We start from the raw sequence: 24,712 nt of genomic DNA on the forward strand, positions 1-24,712 counted from the left end.
AAATGCGATTATAATTTAGATTTTATTTTTATTCAAACATAAAAAAAGTATCAATTTTATAAAATTTCAACTAAACTACACTAACCCGTTGGGTACAATTGTTTAAAACGTCAGTTCGAGTATTTTTGTAGAGTAAAACGGAACAAAACTTCTCGATACGCTTCGCACTCGAAGTGACGTGTATCGAAAATTTCCATCAAAAACTAATTACACTCAACAGGTTAAACTAATAAAAATATTACTTTCTTGGGTGAAAAGTATTTAGAACCTGAGTAAGAAATGTTCTGTCAAGGTGTACGTATATTTCCGTTGTGGTGATTGATTCATGACCAAGCATCAGTTGTATTGCACGCAAATCAGCCCCATTTTCTAAAAGGTGTGTGGCAAAAGAATGCCTCAGGGTATGTGGACTAATTGTTTTGTGCAACGCTATGACTGACGCTAAATTTTTGATTATCGTAAAAATCATGGCTCTTGTCAATTGGCTTCCCCTTCTATTTAAAAACAACGTATCTTCGTAACCTTTTTTTACATTCAGTTGATTTCTTTTTGTATCCCTGTAGATAATGATGAATTTTTGAGTTAAATCCCCAATGGGTACAAAGCGCTGTTTGTTTCCTTTTCCGGTAACTTTTATAAAACCCTCTTCAAAAAACAAGTCGGACATTTTTAATGCCACTAATTCCGAAACACGAAGCCCGCAACCATAAAGGGTTTCCATCATAGCGCGATTGCGTTCCCCTTCATTAGAGGTCAAATCAATGGCTGCAATAAGAGTATCGATCTCATCAACAGATAAAATATCTGGAAGTTTCCTACCCGTTTTGGGTGTTTCTATAAGTTCTAATGGATTGTCCGTTCGATAATCCTCAAACATTAAATAACCAAAAAAACTTTTAAGACCCGAAATAATTCGTGCTTGTGAACGGGGATTCACTTCTTTTGAAACACTGTAAATAAACTGTTGAAGTATTTCTTCATCAATTTGAATGGGTGAAACTTCCATTTTATTTTCAGTCAAAAAAAGACACAATCGTTGTACATCAAACGAATAATTTTCTATTGTGTTGTGAGACAAACCGCGCTCAATTTTTAAGTACGATTGATACCTTTTTATGTAAGCAGTCCAATTCATAAACACAAAGTAACACTTTTATTCATTAAAAAACCTTCCAAATTGAGAGGCTTTTGAATGTAACTATGCAAACTTTAGAAATGCAATGCAAAACCCATATTAAATTGAAAATTTGAATCATAAAACGATTTGTTAACCGCATTATTGTAGCGAATACCTGGTTCCATACTTACATTTTTGCCAAGAAAAAAAGCGTATCCTGCTTGAAAACCAATGTAGGCAGGATTTGCATCTGTATCGCCAAAGCCTACACCATTATAGGAAATCTCGACCGGAATTTTACTTTTAAAATAATACTTCAATCCTAATTTATACGCAATTGGGTCCGTGAGAGTACTGACACCATCGTCGCCATAACCTAATCCCACCTTAATTGCTAAGTTATCTTTAATAAAATAACCCCCTTCAAGCCCTATATTATAGGCGGTAACACCATCAGATGTTTTAAAGTACAACGAAGTATTGCCTACCTTTTGCCCAAAACCTGTATTTGCTTCAATTAACCATTTTCCTTTAGAAACTTGATTTCCTTGTATTTGTACTTCATTTTCTTGAGCTTGAGCAACTAAAAAAGCAAAAAAGGCAATACCGCACAGCATATTTTTTTTCATGTAGATTTGTTTTTATTGGAACGAAAGTAAATAACGCTAAATAATTTGTACGATTTTTATGAAAAAATTAACTTTTAAAATTGACAGTATTTTTCTTCACATAAAAAATATAATTATAAATTTACAAATACACAACGCACTCAACTATAACATTTTAATCCAAACTAACCAAGAATAATAATTAAAAAAAATAACTATTATTCCTATTAACAAAATGTGGACTAATTTTTGATTGGAGAGAAGATAACAATAATAATCAAACAAAACAGTTTATAATACATGCTCTCATTAAATTAATTAAAAAAAAAATTATGAAAAAAATAATTCTAGTTGCAGTAGTTCTTCTTGCCGCGTCAGTAGACATGCAAGCACAATTGATCAAGTTTGGGTTTAAAGGGGGTTTAAATTACGCCAATCAATCAGGAACTGATATCACAGTAAACAGTGATAATTACAACACTGATGCGATTACCAGTTATCATGGGGGTTTAGTAGCTGAACTTAAATTGACAGATGGTTTTTCGATACAACCCGAATTATTGTATTCCACTCAGGGAGCAACGTATAAAAATGCTGTCGATGAGTTCAAAAATGAATTAGGGTATTTATCTATTCCTGTTATGGCTAAATTTCATTTCAACAAAACAGTCAGTTTAGATCTTGGACCACAAGCTTCATTCCTATTGAGTGAAAGAAATGAATTTGATGTAAAAAATGCAGAAACTTTTGAATTTGGAGTAGCCGGTGGTTTAACTCTAAATGTAACTAAACACATTTTCCTTCAAGGTCGTTATGTGTTAGGATTAACTGAAGCTTCAAAACAAGCAGAAGTTAAGAACTCTGTTCTTCAAATTTCAGCAGGATTTACATTCTAGAAAAATAAAAAATTAAATTTATTAAAACCGTTCTATAAAGTGGAACGGTTTTTTTATTTTTACAAAAACTGGATTTATGAAATGAGCATATCGGTAATGTAATGAAAACCAAATAAGCCGCATGGGAATTCGATATTCAAATAAAAAAACAAATAGCAACTACTTATGAAAATTAGTATCATCAATGGACCGAACCTCAATCTTCTGGGTCAACGCGAGCCTTCAGTTTACGGAAATCAAACTTTTGAAGAATATTTCACTACTTTACAAATTAAATACCCAGCAATAGCATTTACTTATTTCCAAAGTAACATTGAAGGGGAATTAATTGATAAAATTCAGGAATTTGGTTTTTCATTTGATGGCATTATCTTAAATGCCGGAGCGTATACACATACTTCCATAGGAATTGGCGACGCTGTAAAAGCCGTCACCACTCCAGTGATTGAAGTTCATATTTCGAATACGTTTTCCCGTGAAAGTTTTAGACATCAATCCTATATTTCTGGAAATGCCAAAGGTGTTATTCTGGGTTTTGGTTTAAAGAGTTATGAGCTGGCAATTCAGTCATTTTTGTAGTATCAAAATAAAATAAGCCATTAGATAAATCTTTAACAAATAATTAATACGCTCTTTTGTAACTTCTTCTATTTTTGTGAAAGAAAAAACTTTCATGAAAAAATACTACTTTCTACTGCTTTTATTAGTTTCATTTGTCAGTACTGCACAAATAAAAGGAACCGTTTCGGACGAAAAAGGAAATCCCTTGCCTTTTGTGACTATTTTTCAGGAGGACACCTATAATGGAACCACTTCCAACGAGCAAGGAAACTATGAATTCAACTTAAAGAAAAAGGAAAAACAAACAGTTGTCTTTCAATTTTTAGGTTTTAAAACCCAGAAAGTACTTATACAAACAGACAAACTCCCTTATTCGTTGCACATCAAAATGATCGAAGAAAGTTTCTCGCTGAACGAAGTAATCATCAACAAAAAAAATAATCCGGCTTTAGCGATAATAAAAAGTGCCATTGCCAGCAGAAAACAAAACACCAAAAAAACAAATCGATTCAATGCTGACTTTTATTCTCGCGGTATTTTTAAACTGAAAAATGCCCCAAAAAAAATATTAGGCCAAAAAATTGGTGATCTTGATGGCGCACTGGATTCTACCGGAACCGGAATTATTTCCTTATCTGAAACGTTTTCAAAAATAGCATTTGAGAAACCCAACAACTTGAAAGAAGTCGTTACGGCCTCAAAAGTAAGTGGCAGAGACAATGGCTACAGCTACAATACGGCTACATCTTCATTCTACGATTTTTATGACAACACCATCGATTTTAGTGTCCAAATGATTTCTCCAATTGCAAACAACGCGTTCAACTACTATAATTACACCTTAGAAAGCACTTTTTTTGACGAGAATACAAACATGATCAACAAAATAAAAGTGATTGCAAAGCGCGACAGTGAACCCATTTTTGAAGGGTACATTTATATAGTGGAAGACTCCTGGGCGATTTACGCCGTTGATCTGGATATAAAAGGTTACCGAATAAAAGAAGAATTTCTGGATGTGATGACCTTAAAACAAAATTTCAGTTACAACAACAGCAATAAAATCTGGGCCAAAAATACCCAAAGTCTCGAAATCACAGCAGGTGCTTTTGGGATAAAATTTACCGGAAAATACAATTACGTGTATAGCAATTATGAATTCATAAATGCTTTTGCACCCAAAACATTTACAAATGAAATTACGAGAATCGAAATAAATGCCAATAAAAAAGACAGCTTATTCTGGACTACCAACAGACCCATTCCGTTAACAAATGAAGAAAGCACAGATTATATTAGAAAAGACAGCATTTACAAGGTCCGAAATTCCGAAAAATACCTGGATTCAGTAGACACAAAAGAGAACAAGTTCAAAATCTTGAAGCTACTGAGCGGCTACACCTATAAAAACAGTAGCGAAAAACACAGTTTTAGTTATGAAGGATTATTAAATCTTGGTTCATTGAGTTTCAATACGGTGCAAGGATATAATTTTGACTCAGGATTTAAATACACCAACTGGAAAAATCAGGAAAGTAAAGGAATCTACACTTCCATAAGTACAAAACTCAATTACGGTTTTGCCGAAGATCGTTTGCGTGTCACTGGACAATTTATCCACCGGTTCAACAATCAGAATTATGCCACTTTATATATGACAGGAGGCAGTTCTGTAAAGCAATTTAATCCGAATGAACCCATCAGTAAAGTAATAAACACGATCAGTTCCCTAGCATTCAAGAACAATTTTATGAAGTTGCATAATCTGGAATCAGCGGCAATTGGCTTCAGCCAGGATGTTGCAAATGGAGTGAATCTAAATGGAAAAATAGAATACCAGCAACGCAAACCACTATACAACAATACGGATTTTTCTTTTTTTAACAAGGACGATTTATACACTTCGAATAATCCGTTGGTACCAAATGATTTCACCACTCCCAATTTTGAAAAACACCATTTGACGAAAATTAATGTGCTAGCAAAAATCAATTTTGGAAACAAATATTCCTCCCGTCCCGATGGAAAATTTAACATCCGAAATGAAAAATATCCAACTCTTTATTTAGGCTATGAAAAAGCAATTGCGGCTAATGAAAAGAAGTATGAGTTTGACCATTTCAATAGCCGATTAACGTATGATTTGACATTGAGAAATAAAGGTGTTTTAGGGTTGAATCTAAAAGCGGGAAAGTTTCTGAATGCAGATAACATTGCTTTTATAGATTACAAGCATTTTAATGGCAATCAAACCCACATTGGGCAGTCAGCGCGCTATTTGAATGTATTTAACTTACTGCCGTATTACTCAAATAGTACAAACGACAGCTATTTTGAAGTGCATTCGGAATACAACGACAAAGGCTATATCATGAATAAAATACCTTTATTGAACAAACTAAAATCAACTTTGACACTGGGTGCTCACGCGCTGTCTACGTCAAACAACAAACCTTATACTGAAATTACAGTTGGGTTAGACAATTTAGGTTTTGGTAAATTTAAAATGCTCCGTATCGATTATGTTCGTTCATACCAAAATGGATTTCAAGGAGACGGCGCAGTATTTGGGCTCAAATTTTTGAATATATTGGAGTAAAAAAAGAATCTATTTGTCAGTTGCAGTACAGTCGGAAAATATAACGACATCTCGACTGCACTCGATGTGACAAAAACATAACGAATTAAAAAAAGGCACTCGAAAATACTTTTGGTGTCTTTTTTAGTTTTAACATACACCACAATATTAATCATTTGGTTCCACATGAATCAACACCTGTCCCAATTCCGGAATTTCCTCTAGCAAGGTGTCCTTTAGTTTATGAGCCAGATCGTGTCCTTCTTTCACGGTAATATTTGAATCGACCGTAGCATGCAAATCTACATGATATTGCATGCCGGCTTTTCGAATAAAACATTTCTCGGTATCGATAATTCCGTCAACCTGAATGGAAACCATTCGGATTTGAGCTATTAAATCATCGTATAAATGCTCGTCCATTATTTCGCCCAAAGCGGGTCTAAAAATAAGGTAACTGTTATAAAGTATGAATCCCGAAGCAAAAAGTGCAGCCCAATCATCCGCAGATTCGTAACCATTTCCTAAAATCAAAGCAATCGAAATTCCAACAAATGCCGCCACAGAAGTTATGGCATCACTGCGATGGTGCCAGGCATCAGCTCTTAATGAGGAACTATTGGTTTGAATGCTTCTTTTCATCACCAGTCGAAACGAATATTCTTTCCAAATAATAATTGCAGCCAGAACGAGTAATGTCCATGGTTTTGGTAATTGATGTGGCGTTCCAATATTTACAATACTTTCATAGGCAATAATTGTGGCCGAAGTAATCAAAAAACCTACCACCAGAAAAGTAATCAAAGGTTCTGCTTTACCATGTCCGTACGGATGATTTTTATCCGCTGGCCTGTTAGAATATTTAATTCCGAACAACACCAAAAAAGAAGCAAAAATATCAGTCGTTGATTCAATTGCGTCTGCAATTAGTGCATACGAATTTCCGAAAAAACCGGCTAATCCTTTGATAATAGCCAAGCAAGTATTCCCTATAATACTAAAATAAGTCGCCTTGATCGCTGTTTGTTCGCTTGACATGCGCTTTGTTTAAAGATGAAATAAAAGTAAAATCGTTTAAGTAAACCGAATTAAATTTTAGATTTAAATTCTTTCTGGCTTACTTAAACGAAAATTTTTATGATTTATGTTATTTATGCACGTACAATATTTGCACCAATAGCCCTCAATCGTTCGTCAATACGTTCGTATCCTCTGTCGATTTGTTCAATGTTTTGAATTGTACTCGTTCCTTTTGCGGAAAGCGCAGCAATCAATAATGAAATTCCCGCACGAATATCCGGTGATGACATTGTGGTGGCTTTGAGCTGCGATTTGAAGTCATGTCCCATCACAACTGCTCTATGCGGATCGCACAACATAATTTTTGCTCCCATATCAATCAGTTTATCCACAAAGAACAATCTGCTTTCAAACATTTTTTGATGAATCAAAACATCACCTCTTGCCTGAGTGGCAACTACAAGCACGATACTCAATAAATCCGGAGTAAATCCGGGCCAAGGTGCATCAGCAATTGTCAAAATAGAACCGTCAATATCTGTTTTTACTTCATATCCATCTACGTGAGCAGGAATGTATATATCATCGCCACGACGTTCCAGCGTAATTCCAAGTTTTCTAAAGGTCGTAGGAATAACACCAAGGTTGTCCCAGCTGACATTTTTTATTGTTATCTCTGATTTTGTCATTGCAGCCAGACCAATCCAGCTCCCAATTTCAATCATATCTGGAAGAATTCTATGCTCGCAACCACCTAAACTTTCAACTCCTTCAATAGTCAATAAGTTAGACCCAACTCCAGTTATTTTAGCTCCCATAGAGTTCAACATCTTACACAATTGTTGCAAGTAAGGTTCACAAGCTGCATTATACACTGTTGTTTTTCCTTTGGCCAAAACGGCAGCCATAACAATATTTGCGGTTCCGGTTACGGAGGCTTCGTCTAATAACATATCGGCCCCTTTTAACCCTTCTGCTGCTTCAACGCCATAAAAGTGATCTTCTCTGTTGTAACGAAATTTAGCGCCCAGATTGATGAATCCTTCAAAATGCGTATCCAATCTTCTGCGACCTATTTTATCACCACCTGGTTTTGGGATATATCCTTTTCCAAATCGTGCCAAAAGTGGTCCAACAATCATGATAGAACCTCTTAAAGAACCGCCTTCTTTCTTGAATGCTTCGGTTTCCAGATACTCTATATTCACTTCATCAGCTTGAAAAGTATACGAGCCTGACCCATTTTTTTGAATTTTTACTCCTAAATTTCCTAGAAGCGTAATTAGTTTATTGATGTCAATAATATCAGGAATATTATTGATAATTACTTTTTCAGGTGTTAAAAGAACGGCACATAAAATTTGTAACGCTTCATTTTTTGCCCCTTGTGGCGTGATTTCTCCTTTTAGACTGATGCCTCCTTCTATTTTGAAAATTCCCATTTTTTACAGTTATGAGTTATAAATTATTAGTTATAAGTTAAAAAGTTACGAGCTAAAAGTAATAGAACAAAATTCAAAACTTATAACTGACTTACAAAGGTTTCCTATTTTGGTTCTTGTGAATCGGATTTGGTTTTCCTGTTTTTGTATTCTTATTGCTAAGAATTTTGGGTTGTCCTACCGGCAATATTTTATTCGAAACCCGCTTATTGGTTCGTAATAAATCAGTGGTATTTAATAATTCCTCTGAACTTTGAATCAAATTCAACTTGCCATCAGAGAGTTCAAATAAATGTTCAAAAATGACATCATCTTTTACTGTGTCTTTGTTCCAACTCAAATATGATTTTTTCATGTGATTGGCAATTACTTTCACCAAGGCACTTTTCATATCGCCATCTTCCCATTTATTGGCCACATCAATCATGTATTTTATGTTGTTGCCATAATACCTGTATTTGGGGAAATTCTGAGGGTAACTCAACACATCCGGTTTCAGTTGCAAAACTTCGCGCGAGGGAATTGGGTAGGGCGAATCCGCCACTAGTTTAAAATCCGACATTATAAAAATTTGATCCCATAATTTGTGCTGAAAATCAGGAACATCACGCAAATGCGGATTCAAGCTGCCCATGACCTGAATAATGTATTTTGCCGCTTTATTGCGTTCTACATCATCTTCTATTTTAGTAGCCTGATCAATTAATTTTTGCAAATGACGGCCGTACTCGGGAATAATCAAATGCGATCGCTCTGCATTGTATTCCAAATGATGCACGACATCGTTCGCATTTTCTTTACTATATTTTGAATTCATATTCGAATGTATATTTTTTTTTGATTTAAGTGTTTTCTTTTCGAATAGTGGAATCATTCGAACACCCATCCCAATTTTTTATATCTAAAGAGAAATAATGCCTTTTATTGTAGAGACTTCTTGGTATTTATCTACTATTTCTTGTGCGTCTTTCACAGTCACATCAACAGATATACTGGTAAATTTTCCAGTCTTGGATTTTGTGGTTTTGATAACCGCTCCCATGCAATTAAAAGCCAACTCAACACGTTCTACATTATCACTTTCTGTTGGCACAATAAATTTAAATAAGTATTCTGCTGGCCATGTATTGCTCATATCCAACTCTACTTTTAATCTATCGTAAAATTCTTCCGTCTTCTTATCCATTTTTTATTTAAAAATAAAGGCAAATATACGGTTTCAAACGTGAATTATGAATTTTGAAATATGATTTTTTGTTTAATCGCACTTTAACCGCAATGATTTTTTCAAATCCCAATAAGTTTAAGTAAATTTGCTCCTTATTTTTTAAAAGTGCAGAAAGAAATTATAGTTATCATTGGCGGTCCAGGAACCGGTAAAACTACTATCATCGATGGATTGATAGCTCAGGGACATTGTTGTTATCCCGAAATTTCCCGGGAAGTAACATTGGAAGCAAAAAAACAAGGAATCGAACAATTATTCCTGGAAAAACCATTATTATTCAGCGAATTGCTTCTTGAAGGGAGAAAAAAACAATTTCAAAATGCTTCCAAAGAAATCCACGACATTGTATTTATAGACAGAGGAATTCCAGATGTTTTGGCCTACATGCATTACATAGGCGATAGTTATCCTGCTACTTTTGATACGGCCTGCCGCGAACACGCCTACTCAAAAATATTCATACTCCCGCCTTGGGAAGAAATTTATATCAGCGACCACGAACGTTATGAAAACTTCGAACAAGCGAAACTCATCTACAATCATCTTACTGAAACCTATGAAAATTATGGGTACAAACTCATAGAAGTTCCAAAAGATACGATGGATAACCGAATTCTTTTTATCTTAGATGAAATTTCCAGATAGTCTGCAGGTTTAGGATTTATGCTTTGGACTGTTTTTCAATGAAATGAAATCTATACTCTATGCAAGAAGCAGAAGCTATTCTTCAAAAATATTGGAAGCACAACAAATTCAGGTCACTGCAAAAGGAAATCATTGATTCCGTTTTAAGTGGTCAAGATACTTTTGCACTGATGCCAACAGGCGGTGGAAAATCAATTTGTTTCCAGATTCCGGCAATGATGAAAGAAGGCATTTGCCTGGTTATCTCGCCATTGGTAGCGCTCATGAAAGATCAAGTCGCCAATTTGCAACAGCGAAACATCAAAGCCATAGCGCTGACAGGCGGAATTCGATCCGAGGAAATGATTGATTTATTAGACAATTGCCAATTCGGAAATTACAAATTCCTTTATTTATCGCCAGAGCGTCTTCAATCCGATTGGATTTTAGAACGAATAAAAAATCTTCCCATCCATTTAATCACAATCGATGAAGCGCATTGCGTTTCCCAATGGGGACATGATTTTCGACCAGCTTATTTAAAAATTTCAGAACTAAAAAAGCATTTTCCAACAGTACCATTTTTAGCCTTAACCGCCACTGCAACGCCAAGAGTCAAAGAAGATATCATCGCAGAACTGGGACTACATAAACCACAGATTTTTGAAAAATCATTTGCCAGAGAAAATATTGCTTATATGATTTTTGAGGTCGAGGATAAACTGTTCCGAATCGAACAAATCCTGAAGAAAAATCCACAACCTTCCATAATTTATGTACGAAACAGGAAATCGTGTCTGGATATTTCCTCTCAATTGAATTCATTAGGATTTAAAGCTACGTATTATCACGGCGGACTTTCGTCCAAAGAAAAAGATAAAAACATGGAATCCTGGATGAATGAGGACGTACAGGTTATTGTGGCAACCAATGCTTTTGGAATGGGAATTGACAAAGCCAATGTAAAAACGGTCATTCACATTCAGCTTCCGGAAAACATGGAAAATTATTATCAGGAAGCCGGACGTGCGGGTAGAAACGGAGAAAGAGCTTTTGCGGTTTTATTAACCAGCCCCTCTGACATCATTCAGGCTCAAAGCCAATTTATCACTATTCTTCCTGATAAAAAGTTTTTGAATCTCATGTATGTCAAGCTTTGCAATTATTTTCAAATCGCTTACGGAGAAGGAATCAACGAACAGTTTACCTTCAATTTGCATCGTTTTTGTTCAAAATATGAATTCCCAACCTTAAAAACGTACCATGCAATGCAATTCCTGGACCGACAAGGAATTATTAGCCTGTCTCAAGAATTTTCAGAAAAAATCACCCTGCAGTTTCTTATTCCCTCCAAAGAAGTGATTCGGTATATGAGTTTAAATCCAAATGACGAGGAAATTATTTTAGCCATTTTGCGCACGTATCCGGGAATTTACGAAATGCAAACTGCATTCAACCTGCAACTGATTGCTAAAAAATCAACCCATAAGGAAACTGAAATTCAGGCTGTTTTACATAAATTAAAAGAAAAGAAAATTATAGAGTACCATTCGAAAAATAATGACGCCACATTAATTTTCAATGAAGTTCGGGAAGATGACAGAACCATCAATCGAGTTTCGAAGCATTTAGAAAATCAAAATCAGTTAAAAAAAGAACAGCTTCAATCCGTAATTCAGTATATAAGTGAAAAAAAAGTATGCAAAAATAAGTTGATTCTAAATTATTTTGGCGAAAAAACAACCGTTGATTGCGGCGTTTGCTCCTTTTGCATTACTAAAAAAATAAAGAAAAAAGAGGTATCGGTACTTTCCAAAGAAATAATTGCGTTATTACAAGCAGAAGATTTAAACTCAAGAGACATTCAAAATAAAACTAAAAATAGTCCGGACGAAGTTATCTTTGTACTTCAGGATTTACTAGAAAACAACACAATTTTGGTTAAACCAAATAATAAATATACTTTACGATCATAATGGAAAAATTACGAATAGTTTTTATGGGTACGCCTGAATTTGCCGTGGGAATATTAGACACGATACTGAAAAACAACTACGAAGTTGTGGGTGTCATTACAGCTGCAGACAAACCCGCAGGTCGCGGACAAAAATTAAAATACTCAGCAGTAAAGGAATACGCACTGGCCAATAATCTAACTTTATTGCAGCCTTTAAACCTAAAAGACGAAACTTTTTTAGCTGAATTAAAAGCGTTGAATGCTAATTTGCAAACTGTAGTTGCGTTTAGAATGTTGCCAAAAGTAGTTTGGGAAATGCCCTCTTTCGGCACTTTTAATCTTCATGCTTCGCTCCTGCCGAATTATCGCGGCGCGGCACCCATAAATTGGGCAATCATTAATGGAGAAACTAAAACGGGTGTCACCACTTTTTTTATCGATGATAAAATTGATACGGGCGCAATGATTTTAAGTTCGGAAATCCCAATTGATGAAACCGAAAATGCGGGACATTTGCATGACCGATTAATGGAATTAGGAAGCCAGACCGTCATTGACACTTTGGCACTGATCGAAAAAGGAAGTGTATCAACAGTGATTCAAAAAGATACTGCCAACACCAGAACAGCCTACAAACTCAACAAAGAGAATTGCAAAATAGACTGGACAAAATCAGCGCCGGAAATAAACAATCTGATACGAGGTTTGAGTCCGCACCCAGCGGCTTGGAGTTATTTTGGCGACAAGAACGAAGAGTGGAATGTAAAGCTATACGAAGCCAAACTAATCACTGAGGAACATAATTATGCTGTCGGGAGTTTAATTTGCACCAAAAAAGAAATGAGGGTAGCTGTAAAAAAAGGATTTATCCAAATACTTACTTTACAGTTTCCAGGCAAAAAGAAAATGAATACTTCTGAATTTCTGAACGGGATTGTATTTTCTGTTGACGCAAAAGTCTATTAACACCAACAAAAAGGGCACCTCATACACTTTAACAAGAAACAATCTTTACTTTATCAACAAAAAAAATAAGTTATCAACAAAATACTCTAAATTAACACAAAACGCTTGCAAGGAACGTATTTCCTACTAAATTTGTGTATTAACAATTTTTTTTAACCAACAATTAATAACTAATTATTATGAACAAATCAGAATTAATCGATGCTATCGCTGCTGATGCAGGAATTACAAAAGCTGCAGCAAAATTAGCTTTAGAGTCATTTTTAGGTAACGTAGGCGGAACTTTGAAAAAAGGTGGTAGAGTATCTTTAGTAGGTTTCGGATCATGGTCAGTATCTGCCAGAGCTGCAAGAGACGGTAGAAATCCTCAAACAGGAAAAACTATTCAAATCGCTGCTAAAAATGTAGTGAAATTTAAAGCTGGAGCAGAATTAGAAGGTGCAGTAAACTAATTTTTATCCTTCCTAGATATAACAAAACCTTCCATCTGGAAGGTTTTTTTATACGTTTCACCGATTTTATATGGCTCCCTTAAAATAAAAAACCTAAATTTAATAAAAAATCTAATCCGATGATAACAGATAAGATAAAAAAAGGATATTTGCTTATAGCAGAGCCTAAAATAATTGGGGATTTATCATTCAATAGATCGGTAATTTTATTAGCTGATTATAATGAAGAAGGATCTGTAGGTTTCATAATTAACAAACCTTTAAAGTACACTATCCACGATTTAATTCCGGAGATAGCGGCACGATTTAAGATTTATAATGGTGGTCCGGTAGAACAAGACAACTTGTATTTCATTCATAATATCCCTGAATTAATTCCAAATAGCATTGAAATATCTAACGGAATATATTGGGGTGGTGACTTTGAAGCAACTAAAGAACTCATCAATAAAGGAGAGATAAGCAAAGACAATATCCGATTCTTTTTAGGTTATACCGGCTGGCATGAAAACCAACTAGAAAGCGAAATGGAAAGTCGCTCGTGGATTATAACGGCGAACAGTTATGAAAACAAAATAATTGGAACATCAGCCACTCATTTCTGGAAAGAACAGATTATGGAATTAGGCGGCGAATACCTCATCTGGTCTAATGCTCCAGAAAATCCATACCTAAATTAAGCATTTCGGACTATTTCGTTGAGTTTTTCTAATAATTGAGTCGATACGTGAGTTGTAAATACTTTTTTGCGGTATCGCGTTACGGGTTGAATCCCTTTTATTACGTTTGTTATAAATAATTCATCCGCTTTTTGCAGGTCAAACGGAGAGATCACTTCCTCGACAACCTCTAAAGTTTCTATTTTTTTAGCCAAACTTAAAATCTGTTTTCTCATAACGCCGTTTAAACACCCCTCAGAAACCGGCGGCGTAATCAATTTATCACCCATTAGCATAAAGATATTCCCCTGCAATGCTTCTACTACATTCTTGCTATCATTAAGTACTAAGCAATTGTCCAAGCCATTTTCATTAGCGAAAATACTTCCTGTTATATTAATAATTTTATTAGTCGTTTTGATCGACGATAGCAATTGTTTTGTGATATAGAAGTCTTTGTATAAATCTACTTCATATTCTTTCTTTTCAATTGAATACAAAGTATTCTCAAGCGCTATTGAATGGATCAAAAAAGAAACCGTATTATTTTGCGGCAAATAATACCCGCCATCGTTTCTATATACTGTAATTCTGGCTCGGGAGGAAAGAGAGAGACCCGTTTTTTTTACTAAAGAGAGAATTTGTTCCTCCAGGTATTCCATGGTGAAATTCATTGGGATTTCCATACGCACCACCCGCATAGAAGACATTAACCTGAAATAATGATCTTCTAGAAAAAGAATTGTATTATTTACTATTTTAACTGTTTCAAAAACACCGTCACCATATAGAAAAGCACGGTTTTGAAACAATACATTGGTGTCCTGAGACACAATAGTTCCATTAAAATTAATCATAAAAAAGCCCTAAATTTTATTCAAGGCAAATATAAGTCATAAAATATGATTTTACTATACAGATCCTATTAGATGTTTAAGATCCGATATTTGATTTTCCCACAATAGTGTGGCCTCGTTTACCTCGTCTTTTTCAGCAAAATCTACCACCATTAAAGAAACATCTTTGGTGAGTTCATCTACTAAAATATGCAATTCAAAAAAGTACTCCGTGTCTTTACTATTCTCGTCGACCCACTTGAATTTTACTTTCTCACCTGCTTTCTTAGAGGCAAGCCTTGCTTTTTCTTCGGAATCCTTCCAAATAAAAGTAAAAAATTCACCACGAGAGTTTACATTATCTGCAAACCATTCAGACAAACCTGATGGAGTAGAGATATACTGATACAATAATTGTGGAGAAGAATTTATGGGAAACTCGATTTCGTAACGTACTTTTTGATCCATGACCTACATTTAATTTTTCGGAAATATATAGAATATAACTACATAAAAAAAGTGTTTTTAAAAATATATTTTTTTATTAAAAATATAGTTGCATCCAATATTTTTATTTTTATATTTGCACCCGCATTCAGGGAAGGTTTTTCCCTAATTATGGCGAGATAGCTCAGTCGGTTAGAGCGCAGGATTCATAACCCTGAGGTCCCGAGTTCAAATCTCGGTCTCGCTACCAAAGCAAACCCTTAAACAGCAATTGTTTAAGGGTTTTTTATTGGAAATAATTCAAAAAACATCGCCCTCTGATTACTCCAGTGCGCACCGAAGTGACGAATTTTATGAATTGAGCTGATAATTCTTTAAGTATGATACAGACACGGCATACATGCAATGTAGTTTTCATGTGTACCCTTTCTGTTTAGTCAAATATCTTAATTTCCAAAGTCCCGTTTGCGATCACAGATGAAAGTTTAGGATTTAAGTACTTTTTCAAAACTTCATTAGAAGAATGCGGTGATACCATTTTAGTTTCGCCTTCCATTACTCTTTCCATTCAAGTAAAATAGGTTTTCCGAAAAATTTTCAAACGATACACTTTATTAATTCCGGTGCTTTTCCAATAGAATGTACATGATATAGACGAGAGGTTATATTCCCGTTTATCGTAAACTAATTTCCGTTAACGGGATTCTTGTTTATTGTATCAAAATTACTTTTCTGTATGAAATTACTTAATAAGAACATTATTCCTTGTCAACGGTAGAAAAAAACGTAAACGCAAGGATGTGCTTTACATCAAAGTGATTTATGAAATTTCTTGTTTATAGGATAAATTTCAAATATCACTGAAAGTGGGTATTGTAAAATCATTGGGAATCTCCTTTATTTACATTTCCGCAATCAAAGCATTCTATTTTGATTTAAAATAAATGTAACGAAACTTTAAATAAAAAAATTTCACCCAAATGTGGAAAACCGTAAAGAAAGAATTGTTTTTGGATGTAGGTTTGAAAAAGTTTAAAGTCAAACACGTAAATTATAATTTGATTATGAAAAAAAAGGCACTCTTATTATTTCTTATTTTAATTTCAAATTCTATTTTTTGTCAATCCTATCTTGGAATGATTACAAAGCAAGTAAATTTCAGGGAAGGATCAAGTACTGATGAAAGTATCATTAGTTCCCTAAAACCCTACACCCAAATCTTTATTATTTCTCTTGGAGCAGAGAATGATTACTACAATGTCATAGATATAGCTACTGACAGAGAAGGTTATGTTCATAAATCATATGTGAAAGTTGGTGAAGTGGTTAACAAAAGCAATGGAAGTTTCATTTCAGCTTCAGGAAATTCAGCACGCTATGATGCTGAGGCTACAATATTTAACAATACCACTATTACGTTGACTTTAAAATTAAATGTCGAAGTATATCGGTTTTCACCAAAAGAAACTAAAAACACTATATTAACTCCTGGTGATTACGATTTTAGAGCATCTGCTCCTGGTGTTATGCCAAATGTTGGTGTTAAGAATTTTGAAAATAATCGCACATATACTTGGCAGTTTTATATAGTTTCCAGATAAATTATTAATTAATAAATCTCAAGATTTGGTTTCTAACTATTTAATACTAGTATTCAAAAAATTGCAATTTATTTTAATAATTGTAGGACGTTTTTTTAAAATTCTTTTTCGGAAAAGAAAAGAAATAGAATTACTATATCTTAACTACTCCACAGAATATATTTTTGATAATAGCCTAATCATAATCAACTATAGGTTTAGAAATGGATTATGGTATCAATTTGGAAAACACAAGACTTTAGAAAAGGAAATTAAGATTTTTAATCTCAAAAATTTTGATACCGAATTTGATTTTGTTGTGCATGGCTTTTTTCAAAAGAAAGTATTTAAACTGAAATTTGAACCCCAATTAACTATAAATACTCAAAGTTTTAAAACTAGTTTATCAAATCGTTCATTAGACTTAGTAGAAAAAGCCATTCCTGATCTAATACAACCTCATCTATACAGTGACATAAGGAAACTATCTATAGACACTTCTAAAATTAAAGTTACAAGCAAACCATTTATAATTAACAATAATACCTATAACCAAAACGAATTTATATGACACGAGATTATTATCAATTACCAAAATCAAGTTCAGTGATGCGATTTCTATGGAAATGTGCAGGTGGCGACCGTTATCTTTTAGAAAGAGCAACGTATTCTGATCAGATTAAATACATGTGTTTAGGCGGAATAGTATTTGCAACCGGAGCTTTGGCAGGAATTGCAGGTGGATATGCTTTTTATACTATTTTCGAACCAAGAGGTTCCGCTATTGAAAACCCAATTGATACGCAAACTGTTTTTACAGCAATCTTTTTTGGAATTATCTGGGGATTAATGATATTTAATATTGACCGATTTATAGTTACCAGTACTGGAAAAGGTGATGGTACTGAAGCCATAACGATGGGAGAATTAAAAAGCGCTTTGCCACGTATCCTAATGGGAATGATTATAGCAATGACCATATCAAAACCGGTTGAAATTAGGATGTTTAAAACCGAAATTGACATTAAACTTCGCGAAAAGCAAATTGAACAGCAGACAATCTACATTGATAAAGTAAATGCAAATTTTAATGAGGAAATTAAAAATAAAGATAAAGAACTCATCAAATTCGATAAAGATTTAGGCTTGAAAATTGGACGTCATGCAGAATTGGAAAAGCAATATATTGAAGAAGCACGAATTATTACTGTAGGCCCTAGAGCATTAGCAGTTAAGGAACAAATGGATGCTGTAGGAAAAGAAATATCTGACATTAAAAATAATCCTGAATATAGTAGAATTAAAAAAGAAAAAAAAATAATTGAGGATCGAAGAGAGAAAGCATTGGCTGATACTGAAAAAGTTGCCAACGGTCTTGATGGTTTACTAGAACGAATAAAAATAGCACACGAAGTTGCTGGTTTTTGGATATCCTTGTTTATCACATTGCTTTTTATGGCAATTGAGTTAACACCAATCTTTTTTAAACTGATGTTAACAAAGACTACCTATGACTATTTAGCAGAAAATAGAGATGAACTAATTAAAGCAGAATACGGAATTGAAGTAAAATATGATTATTACAAGGACAAGCAAGGAGTAGAAAAGCATCTAACTGTAAACCATGAAGCGGAAAGATTAATCTTTGAAAAAATAGAAGTCACAAAGATTCAGAGAGAACTTACCGAATATGCAGTTCAAAAATACAAAGAAAGAGAGATGAAAAAAATTGATGAAAACCTCGACGAATACATAAAAACCATAAACGCAGATGAACAAAGCAGTTAATGAAATACGGCTTTTTCTTTTTACATGTTCAGGAGAAGATAACTATATATTGAAAAAATGTAACAGTAAAATCCAAACAAGATTTGCTCTCATTGGCTTTTTTGTATTATTAATTTTTTCCGGATGTCTTTTCAGCGCTACTTGTTTTGCTTATTCTTTATTTGAAGGAGCAAAATGGGCTAGCCTTCCCATCGGTATAATATGGGGGGCAGTTGTTGTAAATATGTATTTACTATTACTGCATACCATTTCTCCCGCTATAATCCCCCTATCTAGCAAAAAAAATGTTAAAAACAAACTTCAAAAAAATGAAAAAATAATTAAAATCCCCTCTTTCTCAATGTTCTTAAGATTAGGTTTTATGGTATTATTAGCAATAATAATTGCGCAACCATTGAACGTTTTTATGATTTCCTCATCAGTAGAAAGCAGTATTGAAAAACACAAAATAGTAGAAAGAATTAAGCTATATGCATTAACGAATAAAGAGTTAATTAAAAATGAACTACTTAATCAAAAAGAATTCAACCAAAAAATAGTAGACCGGTTGAATGAAGACTTAGCAAGTACAACCAAAGCTCAAATAGCTATTATAAATAGTAAAATTGAAAGGGACAATCAATTCATAGTAATCACTTCAAAAAAATTAAATGAACTCAATAAAATTGATGCTAATTTATTTTTAACAGATAAAACTGAATTAGAAAAAAAGAAACTTCTAAACCAACTTGATAATTTATTAAATGATGAATTAACTTCAGATGCTGATTTTATTACTACTGTCAGCTTAACATCAATTGACGGTAGTTTAAAAGAGGATTACATCACATATAAAAACAATTTAATAAATCTGATTACGGAGAAGACAGACAACTACAATGCATTAAACCATTTACTAAATAAAAGTAATTTTTACATCAAAACAATTCAGTTATTGCTGATTGAAAATCCTATTTCATGGTTCATAACAGTCTTGGTATGTTTAGTTTTTTTATTGCCTATTTATTTTAAATATAAAGTCAGAGATTTATCGTCTAGCCTATTTAATAAAAATCCAAATAATCAATCTGAAATCAAGCGATTAAGAGAAGAGCTAATTCATACAAAAGATTACAGATGGCTTGAAAATAAAATAAAATCGATCAATATTGGAAGTATAAATACCTCCGATTACTATTTTCAGAGAATGCTTATCGAGCATAAAATAATTCTGGAGGAATATGATGAGACAAAAAGTAAATTTTCGGAAATATTGACATCAAATATTAAAAAATATAACAAAACATCATCCGATAGATTATCTCATTTACAAGAAAAACTTAAAAAAGTTAGTCTTACCAAATATAATGATTGTTCTCAACGAATTTCAGATGAATACATCAATGAGCTAATGATTAAGTATGAGTATTGGCTAGATTCCCCATTCAGAACAAAAAGAAAAAACACACCAACATCTATTTCTAATAACGAAGAAAGTTTATTAGATTTTATTTATAACCAAGAATTATAATCTACTTTTATTATGAATGATATTCTTGAAAAAATAATAAAAGTGGAACCTATCATTGGAGAGGATGGTTTGAATTATAACAAAGTCACCAAAGAAATTTCCACTCCAAGAAAAACATATTTAAAAGGAACTATTACTGGTAAATATAGAGGGGACAGAATAGACAATGAATCTAATTTATTTGATTTTGAAATCTATGAAGCAGAAGTATTATGTAATTCAAAAGCTGATTTTAGTGAGAATAAACCTTTTGTTTTTCCTAATGATTTTAAAAACATAGGTAATCAAGAGAAAATAAAAGGAACTGTTTTCCCAAAAGAGAAATTACCAACAACTTTACCAGTCGCAATTATAGCAAATGAAAAATCATTTGGGGTAAATGTATTAGAACCACAATTATTTGAATTTGATATTGTTCGCAAATTTCATCAAACTGACGGCGATGATGTATTTGGAACTTTTAATGCCTTCATAACGGGTTACGTTTTTGATTGTGAAAAGAAAATTGTTGAAGAAATTGTAGGACCAATAATTGGGCCCGTAATCGTAGATCCGATTCCGATTCCAATTCCAAAACCTTTAACCTGCCGGGCATCAAATATTAAAACCGGCGCAACCCAAACTAAAGGAAATTATACCAGAAGTGAATATTATTGTAAAAATCACGATGATAAAACCTGGGGAAACTGGGAATACAAAAAAGGAAATACTGGACCTGATCAAGGGTGTTTTTCAACAATAATTGGAATTTTTGGTTTGATTTTGGGCCTCATCTTTTTAATTACAATCCTTCCTGGAATACTTTATTTTATTGGTTTCTTTATCATTATGTTTCTAATTAGCATTTTAGGACCCTATTTAAAATGGATCTTCAGAATCATTGGGGCATTACTTTTAATTGGATTTATCAGTTCGTTAATTAATACTTTCAATCAAGGGTCTCAAAGATATAATCCCACTCCAGTAGTCGTTGATAAACCACTAGAAGTAGTTGAAGAAAGATCTACAATAATCGATACGACAAATAATCAGTCAAAAACAAATGATACTATTATTACACGATATAGAATTTGGCAAGATTATGAAGGTAAAAAATACGAAGGCAAATACCAACTCCGATTAAGTGATTTAAAAAATGCTGCATACCATAAAAACAACTTACCTCTTTCGCAAAAAAATATCGACAGCTATGATAAAATCATATACAGCCTAAAAGAAAATGATAAAAATAAATTGAATGGCGTTTACAAATTATTTGATAGTATCAATAAATCAAACAAACTTTCTAAAGTTAAATTTGCAGAAATGGTTGTCTCCTTTATTCAGGATATTCCGTATGCTTTAATATTGGATAAAGGATGTGACGCCAGTTTGTACAATGATACTTTCACTCGACAATATCTTTTAGACCCCAACGCATCATGCGACGGCAATCAAAGATTTGGAATTAATACACCTGTCGAATTTTTAGCAAGCTTAAAAGGAGATTGTGATTCTAGAACACTATTATTATATACTATATTCGCTCATTACAATTATGATGTGGCAGTTTTAAGCAGTGAATTTTATGGGCATTCCATTTTAGGAATAAATTTACCCATAAACGGTACTGCTTATAATTATAACGAGAGTAGGTATGTGATGTGGGAAACAACAACACCCAATTGCAAACCCGGAATAATATCAAATAAAATTTCAAATTTAAATAACTGGAGAATCTCCTTAAAATCAAAATAACATGGACAAACAAAGTTTATTTTTTACAAGTATAGTAGGAATTGTTGTAATTGCACTAATGCTGATAGCAATTCAATTTTTAGCAAAAAGATTAAAAATACAAACAAATACAGAACAAAAAATTAATACTTCCTATTCCATTTGGTTTGGATCATTGCTTCTATCTTTTATCCAGTTTTTAAAAGTAGCGTTAGAACTTGTCGAAAATTCAATTGAATTAATAATAGCGGATAAATCAATTAATAACACATTTGTAGCAGTAATGGAGCAAATAGCAATCTTCACTGGTTTTAGCTTCTTATTTACATTCTTGGCCTATTATATTGTTCATGTTATCATAAAATTTTCAATTGGCAATCGTAATGATAGTATCGAAATTGAAAAAGGCAATGTGGGTTATTTTTTAATTAAAGGAATAGTTTTATTAACATTGGTATTTTCATTAATAACCATTTTTGAGCATTTTTTAAGATGGTTTGCTCCTTCTGTTGAAACCCCTTTTTATCATTAAAATGAATAACTCATTTATTAAGATAGGCAGGTTTCGCAATATTATTATTCATTGTTATTATGCGTTATTAATATGCCATACGGATATTACCAGTTCGTGCGTTTTTGCTGCAATAGTTGGTTTTGCCTATTTAGCTTTTTCTACCAATGAAAAAGCAATAAGAACGAAGTATTAACCTATATCGTATTAGTCTTTTTATTTTATTTCAGTTCTTTTTCAAAATAGCTTTGGGCAGAACAATTTGGAATATTGTGGGTTTTATTGTTACCTTAGGGTTACTAATTTCAAAACTATTCAGGTTGATACATAGCAATAGTTAAAAAAACAAGTGAAACATTTTATCAGTTTTTAATAAAAGTATCCATTACCGAACGAATGACTACAAAGTATTGCGCCAAATTTTCATTTTTGAATTGTCCGGATACTTTTGTTTTACTTTCACATTTCGGATAACTCTTTCGTAAGCATTCTTGTCTGGAGGCACTCCTTCATGGAATAAAAAAGTAAGGATGTTTTCCTTGTATTAATGTATTCGCTTATGGAAAGCACAAAGATTTTTCCTGTTTTTGGAAGCAGAAGTTAGTAAGTATTCCAGTGAAACTGTACCACCTATTCCGGTATAAAGTGTACCACTTAAATGAATGCGATGATAAATTTTTAGTATTTCCAGCAGTTGAAGCTAGTTTAATTGCATTTTGTATTTCTGAATATTTATAATTGAGTTCGTTTAATCGTTTTCGTTTAAGATGCATCCTTTAACAAGATAATCTTTTAAACGTTGGGTTATCCAAATACGAAATTGGATTCCTTGCAACAATTTCACACGGTAACCAACTGATATGATAATATCAAGGTTGTAATGTTTGACGCTGTTTTCTTGTGTTTTCCTTCAATAGCACCATGTAAAATGGTTAGTCGGAAATTCCGACATACCACTTTTTCGCCTAGTTCCCCTTCTTTAAAAACAAATAAAAAACAAAAACTTTTTTGGACGCTAACCAGAGCAACATCCGGAATTACACGCTATAAACTACTGAGTTTTATATTGGAGTACCTGAATTTATAAAACCAGTTCACTTGAATGTTTATAATTATTACCGTTCCAACTGTTATTTTATGTTTCTTTCCAAAAATAAACGGTACTTTAGGGTCACTTTTCTAAGCGTATACACCCAACAATAAAGTCACATCTATAAAGAAAGATATCATTTAGCACTAATAAACATGAATAAAATACAATTAGGATGGATAGGCCTTGGCAACATGGGAAATCCAATGGTTATGAACCTACTCAAAGCCGGTTTTGAAGTATCCGTTTTCAATCGTACCAAAGAGAAAGAAGCACCGTTACTGGCCTCAGGAGCAAAATCAGCAAGCAGTTTGCACGAACTACTGCAAACATGCGACGTAGTTTTGACAATGTTGTCCAACGACGCGGCGGTAAAAGAAGTTTTTGAAGGAGCAACAGGTTTATTATCTAAAGCACATCCTGGCAAAACCATCATCAATATGAGTACGGTTGCTCCAGAAACCTCGCGTTATTTAAACACCATTTGCAACCAACATCAGGTACATTTTATAGATGCTCCCGTTTCTGGAAGTGTAAAACCGGCACAAGACGGAACGTTAGTCATTCTTGTTGGGGCTTCGGCTGGAGATTTCGAAATAGCCAAACCCATATTTGAGGTTTTGGGTAAAATTGCGATTCACGTAGGGGAACCTGGCGTAGCAAGTTCTGCTAAATTAGCCATCAATTACCTATTAGGATTAAATCTTCAAGGAGTAGCCGAAACGGTTTTATTTGCCGAGAAAAACGGCGTAAGCAAAGAAGACATGCTCAACATCATCAATCAAGGTGCTTGCGGCAACGGAATTACGAATATTAAAACACCTTCCATTCTGAACGATTCCTATCCTGCTGCATTTGCGTTGAAACATCTGGTCAAAGATTTAAAACTTGCCAAAGAAGCCGGACTCAATTCTCCGTTGATTCATCCTTTGTACGACAGTTATGCCGCAGCAGAGCAAGAAGGATTAGGCGATTTAGATGTGATGGCAATTATCAGTAGTTTAAAAAGTAAATCATTTTAAAACAACAGTTAATTCAGCGAATAAATCATTGTGTATAATTCGTTTAAATAAAACCAAAAAAAGCTACACCCATAAGATGTAGCTTTTATTATTTAATTGTAAAA

Annotated in this window: 23 protein-coding genes, 1 tRNA gene and 1 pseudogene; 16 read left to right on the plus strand and 9 right to left on the minus strand. The window is 33.5% G+C overall.

Features of this window, described 5'->3' with window-relative positions:
* Nucleotides 1-238: 238 nt before the first annotated feature.
* Together xerD and EKM02_RS09160 are read right to left on the minus strand one after the other, a co-directional pair.
* On the minus strand, nt 239-1,135 hold the full coding sequence (gene xerD / locus EKM02_RS09155; protein WP_126454412.1) for a site-specific tyrosine recombinase XerD: 897 nt from the start codon (nt 1,133-1,135) through the stop codon (nt 239-241).
* A gap of 74 nt (nt 1,136-1,209) precedes the next feature.
* Nucleotides 1,210-1,746, minus strand: a complete 537-nt coding sequence (locus EKM02_RS09160) for a hypothetical protein (protein ID WP_126454414.1) — start codon at nt 1,744-1,746, stop codon at nt 1,210-1,212.
* A 311-nt stretch (nt 1,747-2,057) separates the two neighbouring features.
* Between EKM02_RS09160 and EKM02_RS09165 the strand changes: the two genes are divergently transcribed.
* From EKM02_RS09165 to EKM02_RS09175, 3 genes are all read left to right on the plus strand, one after another.
* Entirely contained in the window at nt 2,058-2,621 is a 564-nt protein-coding gene (locus tag EKM02_RS09165) for a porin family protein (RefSeq protein ID WP_126454416.1), read from the plus strand.
* Nucleotides 2,622-2,786: 165 nt separating this feature from the next.
* The gene (aroQ, locus tag EKM02_RS09170; protein WP_126454418.1) at nt 2,787-3,200 is read left to right on the plus strand and encodes a type II 3-dehydroquinate dehydratase; all 414 of its coding nucleotides are present in this window, start codon (nt 2,787-2,789) and stop codon (nt 3,198-3,200) included.
* Nucleotides 3,201-3,294: 94 nt separating this feature from the next.
* The gene (locus tag EKM02_RS09175; RefSeq protein ID WP_126454420.1) at nt 3,295-5,781 is read left to right on the plus strand and encodes a DUF5686 and carboxypeptidase regulatory-like domain-containing protein; all 2,487 of its coding nucleotides are present in this window, start codon (nt 3,295-3,297) and stop codon (nt 5,779-5,781) included.
* Between the two features lie 147 nt (nt 5,782-5,928).
* Here the strand turns inward: EKM02_RS09175 and EKM02_RS09180 are convergent, their stop codons facing one another.
* The 4 genes from EKM02_RS09180 to EKM02_RS09195 all read right to left on the minus strand — a co-directional run bounded on the left by EKM02_RS09180 (nt 5,929) and on the right by EKM02_RS09195 (nt 9,408).
* On the minus strand, nt 5,929-6,798 hold the full coding sequence (locus EKM02_RS09180; RefSeq protein ID WP_126454422.1) for a cation diffusion facilitator family transporter: 870 nt from the start codon (nt 6,796-6,798) through the stop codon (nt 5,929-5,931).
* Nucleotides 6,799-6,911: 113 nt separating this feature from the next.
* Complete coding sequence (gene murA, locus EKM02_RS09185) at nt 6,912-8,222, minus strand: UDP-N-acetylglucosamine 1-carboxyvinyltransferase (protein ID WP_126454424.1); 1,311 nt, start codon at nt 8,220-8,222, stop codon at nt 6,912-6,914.
* A 91-nt stretch (nt 8,223-8,313) separates the two neighbouring features.
* Nucleotides 8,314-9,039, minus strand: a complete 726-nt coding sequence (locus EKM02_RS09190) for a DUF4290 domain-containing protein (protein WP_126454426.1) — start codon at nt 9,037-9,039, stop codon at nt 8,314-8,316.
* 84 nt (nt 9,040-9,123) lie between these two features.
* A complete protein-coding gene (locus EKM02_RS09195; RefSeq protein WP_126454428.1) occupies nt 9,124-9,408 on the minus strand; it encodes a DUF493 family protein in 285 nt (94 codons plus the stop codon).
* Between the two features lie 147 nt (nt 9,409-9,555).
* On the opposite strand from EKM02_RS09195, the gene EKM02_RS09200 reads away from it, so the two are divergent.
* The 5 genes from EKM02_RS09200 to EKM02_RS09220 all read left to right on the plus strand — a co-directional run bounded on the left by EKM02_RS09200 (nt 9,556) and on the right by EKM02_RS09220 (nt 14,129).
* The gene (locus EKM02_RS09200; protein WP_126454430.1) at nt 9,556-10,095 is read left to right on the plus strand and encodes an AAA family ATPase; all 540 of its coding nucleotides are present in this window, start codon (nt 9,556-9,558) and stop codon (nt 10,093-10,095) included.
* A gap of 59 nt (nt 10,096-10,154) precedes the next feature.
* Nucleotides 10,155-12,050, plus strand: coding sequence for an ATP-dependent DNA helicase RecQ (locus EKM02_RS09205; RefSeq protein WP_126454432.1), 1,896 nt, complete (start codon nt 10,155-10,157; stop codon nt 12,048-12,050).
* Nucleotides 12,050-12,997 carry a methionyl-tRNA formyltransferase gene (fmt, locus tag EKM02_RS09210; protein ID WP_126454434.1) on the plus strand — a complete coding sequence of 316 codons (948 nt, stop codon included), beginning with the start codon at nt 12,050-12,052 and terminating at the stop codon, nt 12,995-12,997. Before EKM02_RS09205 ends, fmt begins: the two co-directional genes overlap by 1 nt.
* A gap of 179 nt (nt 12,998-13,176) precedes the next feature.
* Nucleotides 13,177-13,449: an HU family DNA-binding protein gene (locus EKM02_RS09215; RefSeq protein ID WP_073017033.1), complete on the plus strand. Its 273-nt coding sequence runs from the start codon at nt 13,177-13,179 to the stop codon at nt 13,447-13,449.
* 119 nt (nt 13,450-13,568) lie between these two features.
* On the plus strand, nt 13,569-14,129 hold the full coding sequence (locus EKM02_RS09220; protein WP_126454436.1) for a YqgE/AlgH family protein: 561 nt from the start codon (nt 13,569-13,571) through the stop codon (nt 14,127-14,129).
* On the opposite strand, the gene EKM02_RS09225 is transcribed toward EKM02_RS09220, so the two are convergent.
* Entirely contained in the window at nt 14,126-14,965 is an 840-nt protein-coding gene (locus tag EKM02_RS09225) for an aminotransferase class IV (RefSeq protein ID WP_126454438.1), read from the minus strand. The two genes, EKM02_RS09220 and EKM02_RS09225, sit on opposite strands and share 4 nt — an antisense overlap.
* A 54-nt stretch (nt 14,966-15,019) precedes the next feature.
* Nucleotides 15,020-15,412 carry an START-like domain-containing protein gene (locus EKM02_RS09230; RefSeq protein WP_126454440.1) on the minus strand — a complete coding sequence of 131 codons (393 nt, stop codon included), beginning with the start codon at nt 15,410-15,412 and terminating at the stop codon, nt 15,020-15,022.
* 152 nt (nt 15,413-15,564) lie between these two features.
* Here EKM02_RS09230 and EKM02_RS09235 point away from each other — a divergent pair.
* The 7 genes from EKM02_RS09235 to EKM02_RS15200 all read left to right on the plus strand — a co-directional run bounded on the left by EKM02_RS09235 (nt 15,565) and on the right by EKM02_RS15200 (nt 22,837).
* Nucleotides 15,565-15,641: transfer RNA gene (locus EKM02_RS09235), tRNA-Met, on the plus strand.
* Between the two features lie 730 nt (nt 15,642-16,371).
* Nucleotides 16,372-16,992: an SH3 domain-containing protein gene (locus EKM02_RS09240; RefSeq protein ID WP_126454442.1), complete on the plus strand. Its 621-nt coding sequence runs from the start codon at nt 16,372-16,374 to the stop codon at nt 16,990-16,992.
* Nucleotides 16,993-17,538: 546 nt separating this feature from the next.
* Nucleotides 17,539-18,759, plus strand: a complete 1,221-nt coding sequence (locus tag EKM02_RS09245) for a DUF4407 domain-containing protein (protein WP_126454444.1) — start codon at nt 17,539-17,541, stop codon at nt 18,757-18,759.
* Nucleotides 18,743-20,269 (plus strand): DUF4407 domain-containing protein, encoded by a 1,527-nt coding sequence (locus EKM02_RS09250; RefSeq protein ID WP_126454446.1) that lies wholly within the window; start codon nt 18,743-18,745, stop codon nt 20,267-20,269. The genes EKM02_RS09245 and EKM02_RS09250 overlap by 17 nt, the downstream gene beginning before the upstream one ends.
* Before the next feature lie 12 nt (nt 20,270-20,281).
* Complete coding sequence (locus EKM02_RS09255) at nt 20,282-22,006, plus strand: hypothetical protein (RefSeq protein ID WP_126454448.1); 1,725 nt, start codon at nt 20,282-20,284, stop codon at nt 22,004-22,006.
* Nucleotide 22,007: 1 nt separating this feature from the next.
* Nucleotides 22,008-22,517: a hypothetical protein gene (locus tag EKM02_RS09260; protein ID WP_126454450.1), complete on the plus strand. Its 510-nt coding sequence runs from the start codon at nt 22,008-22,010 to the stop codon at nt 22,515-22,517.
* Nucleotides 22,518-22,744: 227 nt separating this feature from the next.
* Complete coding sequence (locus EKM02_RS15200; protein ID WP_317124978.1) at nt 22,745-22,837, plus strand: hypothetical protein; 93 nt, start codon at nt 22,745-22,747, stop codon at nt 22,835-22,837.
* Nucleotides 22,838-23,253: 416 nt separating this feature from the next.
* Here EKM02_RS15200 and rhuM read toward each other — a convergent pair.
* Nucleotides 23,254-23,483 (minus strand): annotated as a pseudogene (gene rhuM / locus EKM02_RS09270) (RhuM family protein); the annotation flags it as partial.
* Nucleotides 23,484-23,741: 258 nt separating this feature from the next.
* On the opposite strand from rhuM, the gene EKM02_RS09275 reads away from it, so the two are divergent.
* Nucleotides 23,742-24,608 (plus strand): NAD(P)-dependent oxidoreductase, encoded by an 867-nt coding sequence (locus EKM02_RS09275; RefSeq protein ID WP_126454452.1) that lies wholly within the window; start codon nt 23,742-23,744, stop codon nt 24,606-24,608.
* Nucleotides 24,609-24,712: the final 104 nt, after the last annotated feature.

Origin of the sequence: Flavobacterium sp. RSP49 (genome assembly GCF_003968735.1) — a bacterium.
Lineage (GTDB): Bacteria > Bacteroidota > Bacteroidia > Flavobacteriales > Flavobacteriaceae > Flavobacterium.

What these genes read in the sequence shown, in the direction of transcription:
- xerD (WP_126454412.1), bottom strand. Translation starts at nt 1,135, where the DNA reads ATGAATTGGACTGCTTACATAAAAAGGTATCAATCGTACTTAAAAATT.
- EKM02_RS09160 (WP_126454414.1), bottom strand. Translation starts at nt 1,746, where the DNA reads ATGAAAAAAAATATGCTGTGCGGTATTGCCTTTTTTGCTTTTTTAGTT.
- EKM02_RS09165 (WP_126454416.1), top strand. Translation starts at nt 2,058, where the DNA reads ATGAAAAAAATAATTCTAGTTGCAGTAGTTCTTCTTGCCGCGTCAGTA.
- aroQ (WP_126454418.1), top strand. Translation starts at nt 2,787, where the DNA reads ATGAAAATTAGTATCATCAATGGACCGAACCTCAATCTTCTGGGTCAA.
- EKM02_RS09175 (WP_126454420.1), top strand. Translation starts at nt 3,295, where the DNA reads ATGAAAAAATACTACTTTCTACTGCTTTTATTAGTTTCATTTGTCAGT.
- EKM02_RS09180 (WP_126454422.1), bottom strand. Translation starts at nt 6,798, where the DNA reads ATGTCAAGCGAACAAACAGCGATCAAGGCGACTTATTTTAGTATTATA.
- murA (WP_126454424.1), bottom strand. Translation starts at nt 8,222, where the DNA reads ATGGGAATTTTCAAAATAGAAGGAGGCATCAGTCTAAAAGGAGAAATC.
- EKM02_RS09190 (WP_126454426.1), bottom strand. Translation starts at nt 9,039, where the DNA reads ATGAATTCAAAATATAGTAAAGAAAATGCGAACGATGTCGTGCATCAT.
- EKM02_RS09195 (WP_126454428.1), bottom strand. Translation starts at nt 9,408, where the DNA reads ATGGATAAGAAGACGGAAGAATTTTACGATAGATTAAAAGTAGAGTTG.
- EKM02_RS09205 (WP_126454432.1), top strand. Translation starts at nt 10,155, where the DNA reads ATGCAAGAAGCAGAAGCTATTCTTCAAAAATATTGGAAGCACAACAAA.
- fmt (WP_126454434.1), top strand. Translation starts at nt 12,050, where the DNA reads ATGGAAAAATTACGAATAGTTTTTATGGGTACGCCTGAATTTGCCGTG.
- EKM02_RS09215 (WP_073017033.1), top strand. Translation starts at nt 13,177, where the DNA reads ATGAACAAATCAGAATTAATCGATGCTATCGCTGCTGATGCAGGAATT.
- EKM02_RS09220 (WP_126454436.1), top strand. Translation starts at nt 13,569, where the DNA reads ATGATAACAGATAAGATAAAAAAAGGATATTTGCTTATAGCAGAGCCT.
- EKM02_RS09225 (WP_126454438.1), bottom strand. Translation starts at nt 14,965, where the DNA reads ATGATTAATTTTAATGGAACTATTGTGTCTCAGGACACCAATGTATTG.
- EKM02_RS09230 (WP_126454440.1), bottom strand. Translation starts at nt 15,412, where the DNA reads ATGGATCAAAAAGTACGTTACGAAATCGAGTTTCCCATAAATTCTTCT.
- EKM02_RS09240 (WP_126454442.1), top strand. Translation starts at nt 16,372, where the DNA reads ATGTGGAAAACCGTAAAGAAAGAATTGTTTTTGGATGTAGGTTTGAAA.
- EKM02_RS09245 (WP_126454444.1), top strand. Translation starts at nt 17,539, where the DNA reads ATGACACGAGATTATTATCAATTACCAAAATCAAGTTCAGTGATGCGA.
- EKM02_RS09250 (WP_126454446.1), top strand. Translation starts at nt 18,743, where the DNA reads ATGAACAAAGCAGTTAATGAAATACGGCTTTTTCTTTTTACATGTTCA.
- EKM02_RS09255 (WP_126454448.1), top strand. Translation starts at nt 20,282, where the DNA reads ATGAATGATATTCTTGAAAAAATAATAAAAGTGGAACCTATCATTGGA.
- EKM02_RS09260 (WP_126454450.1), top strand. Translation starts at nt 22,008, where the DNA reads ATGGACAAACAAAGTTTATTTTTTACAAGTATAGTAGGAATTGTTGTA.
- EKM02_RS09275 (WP_126454452.1), top strand. Translation starts at nt 23,742, where the DNA reads ATGAATAAAATACAATTAGGATGGATAGGCCTTGGCAACATGGGAAAT.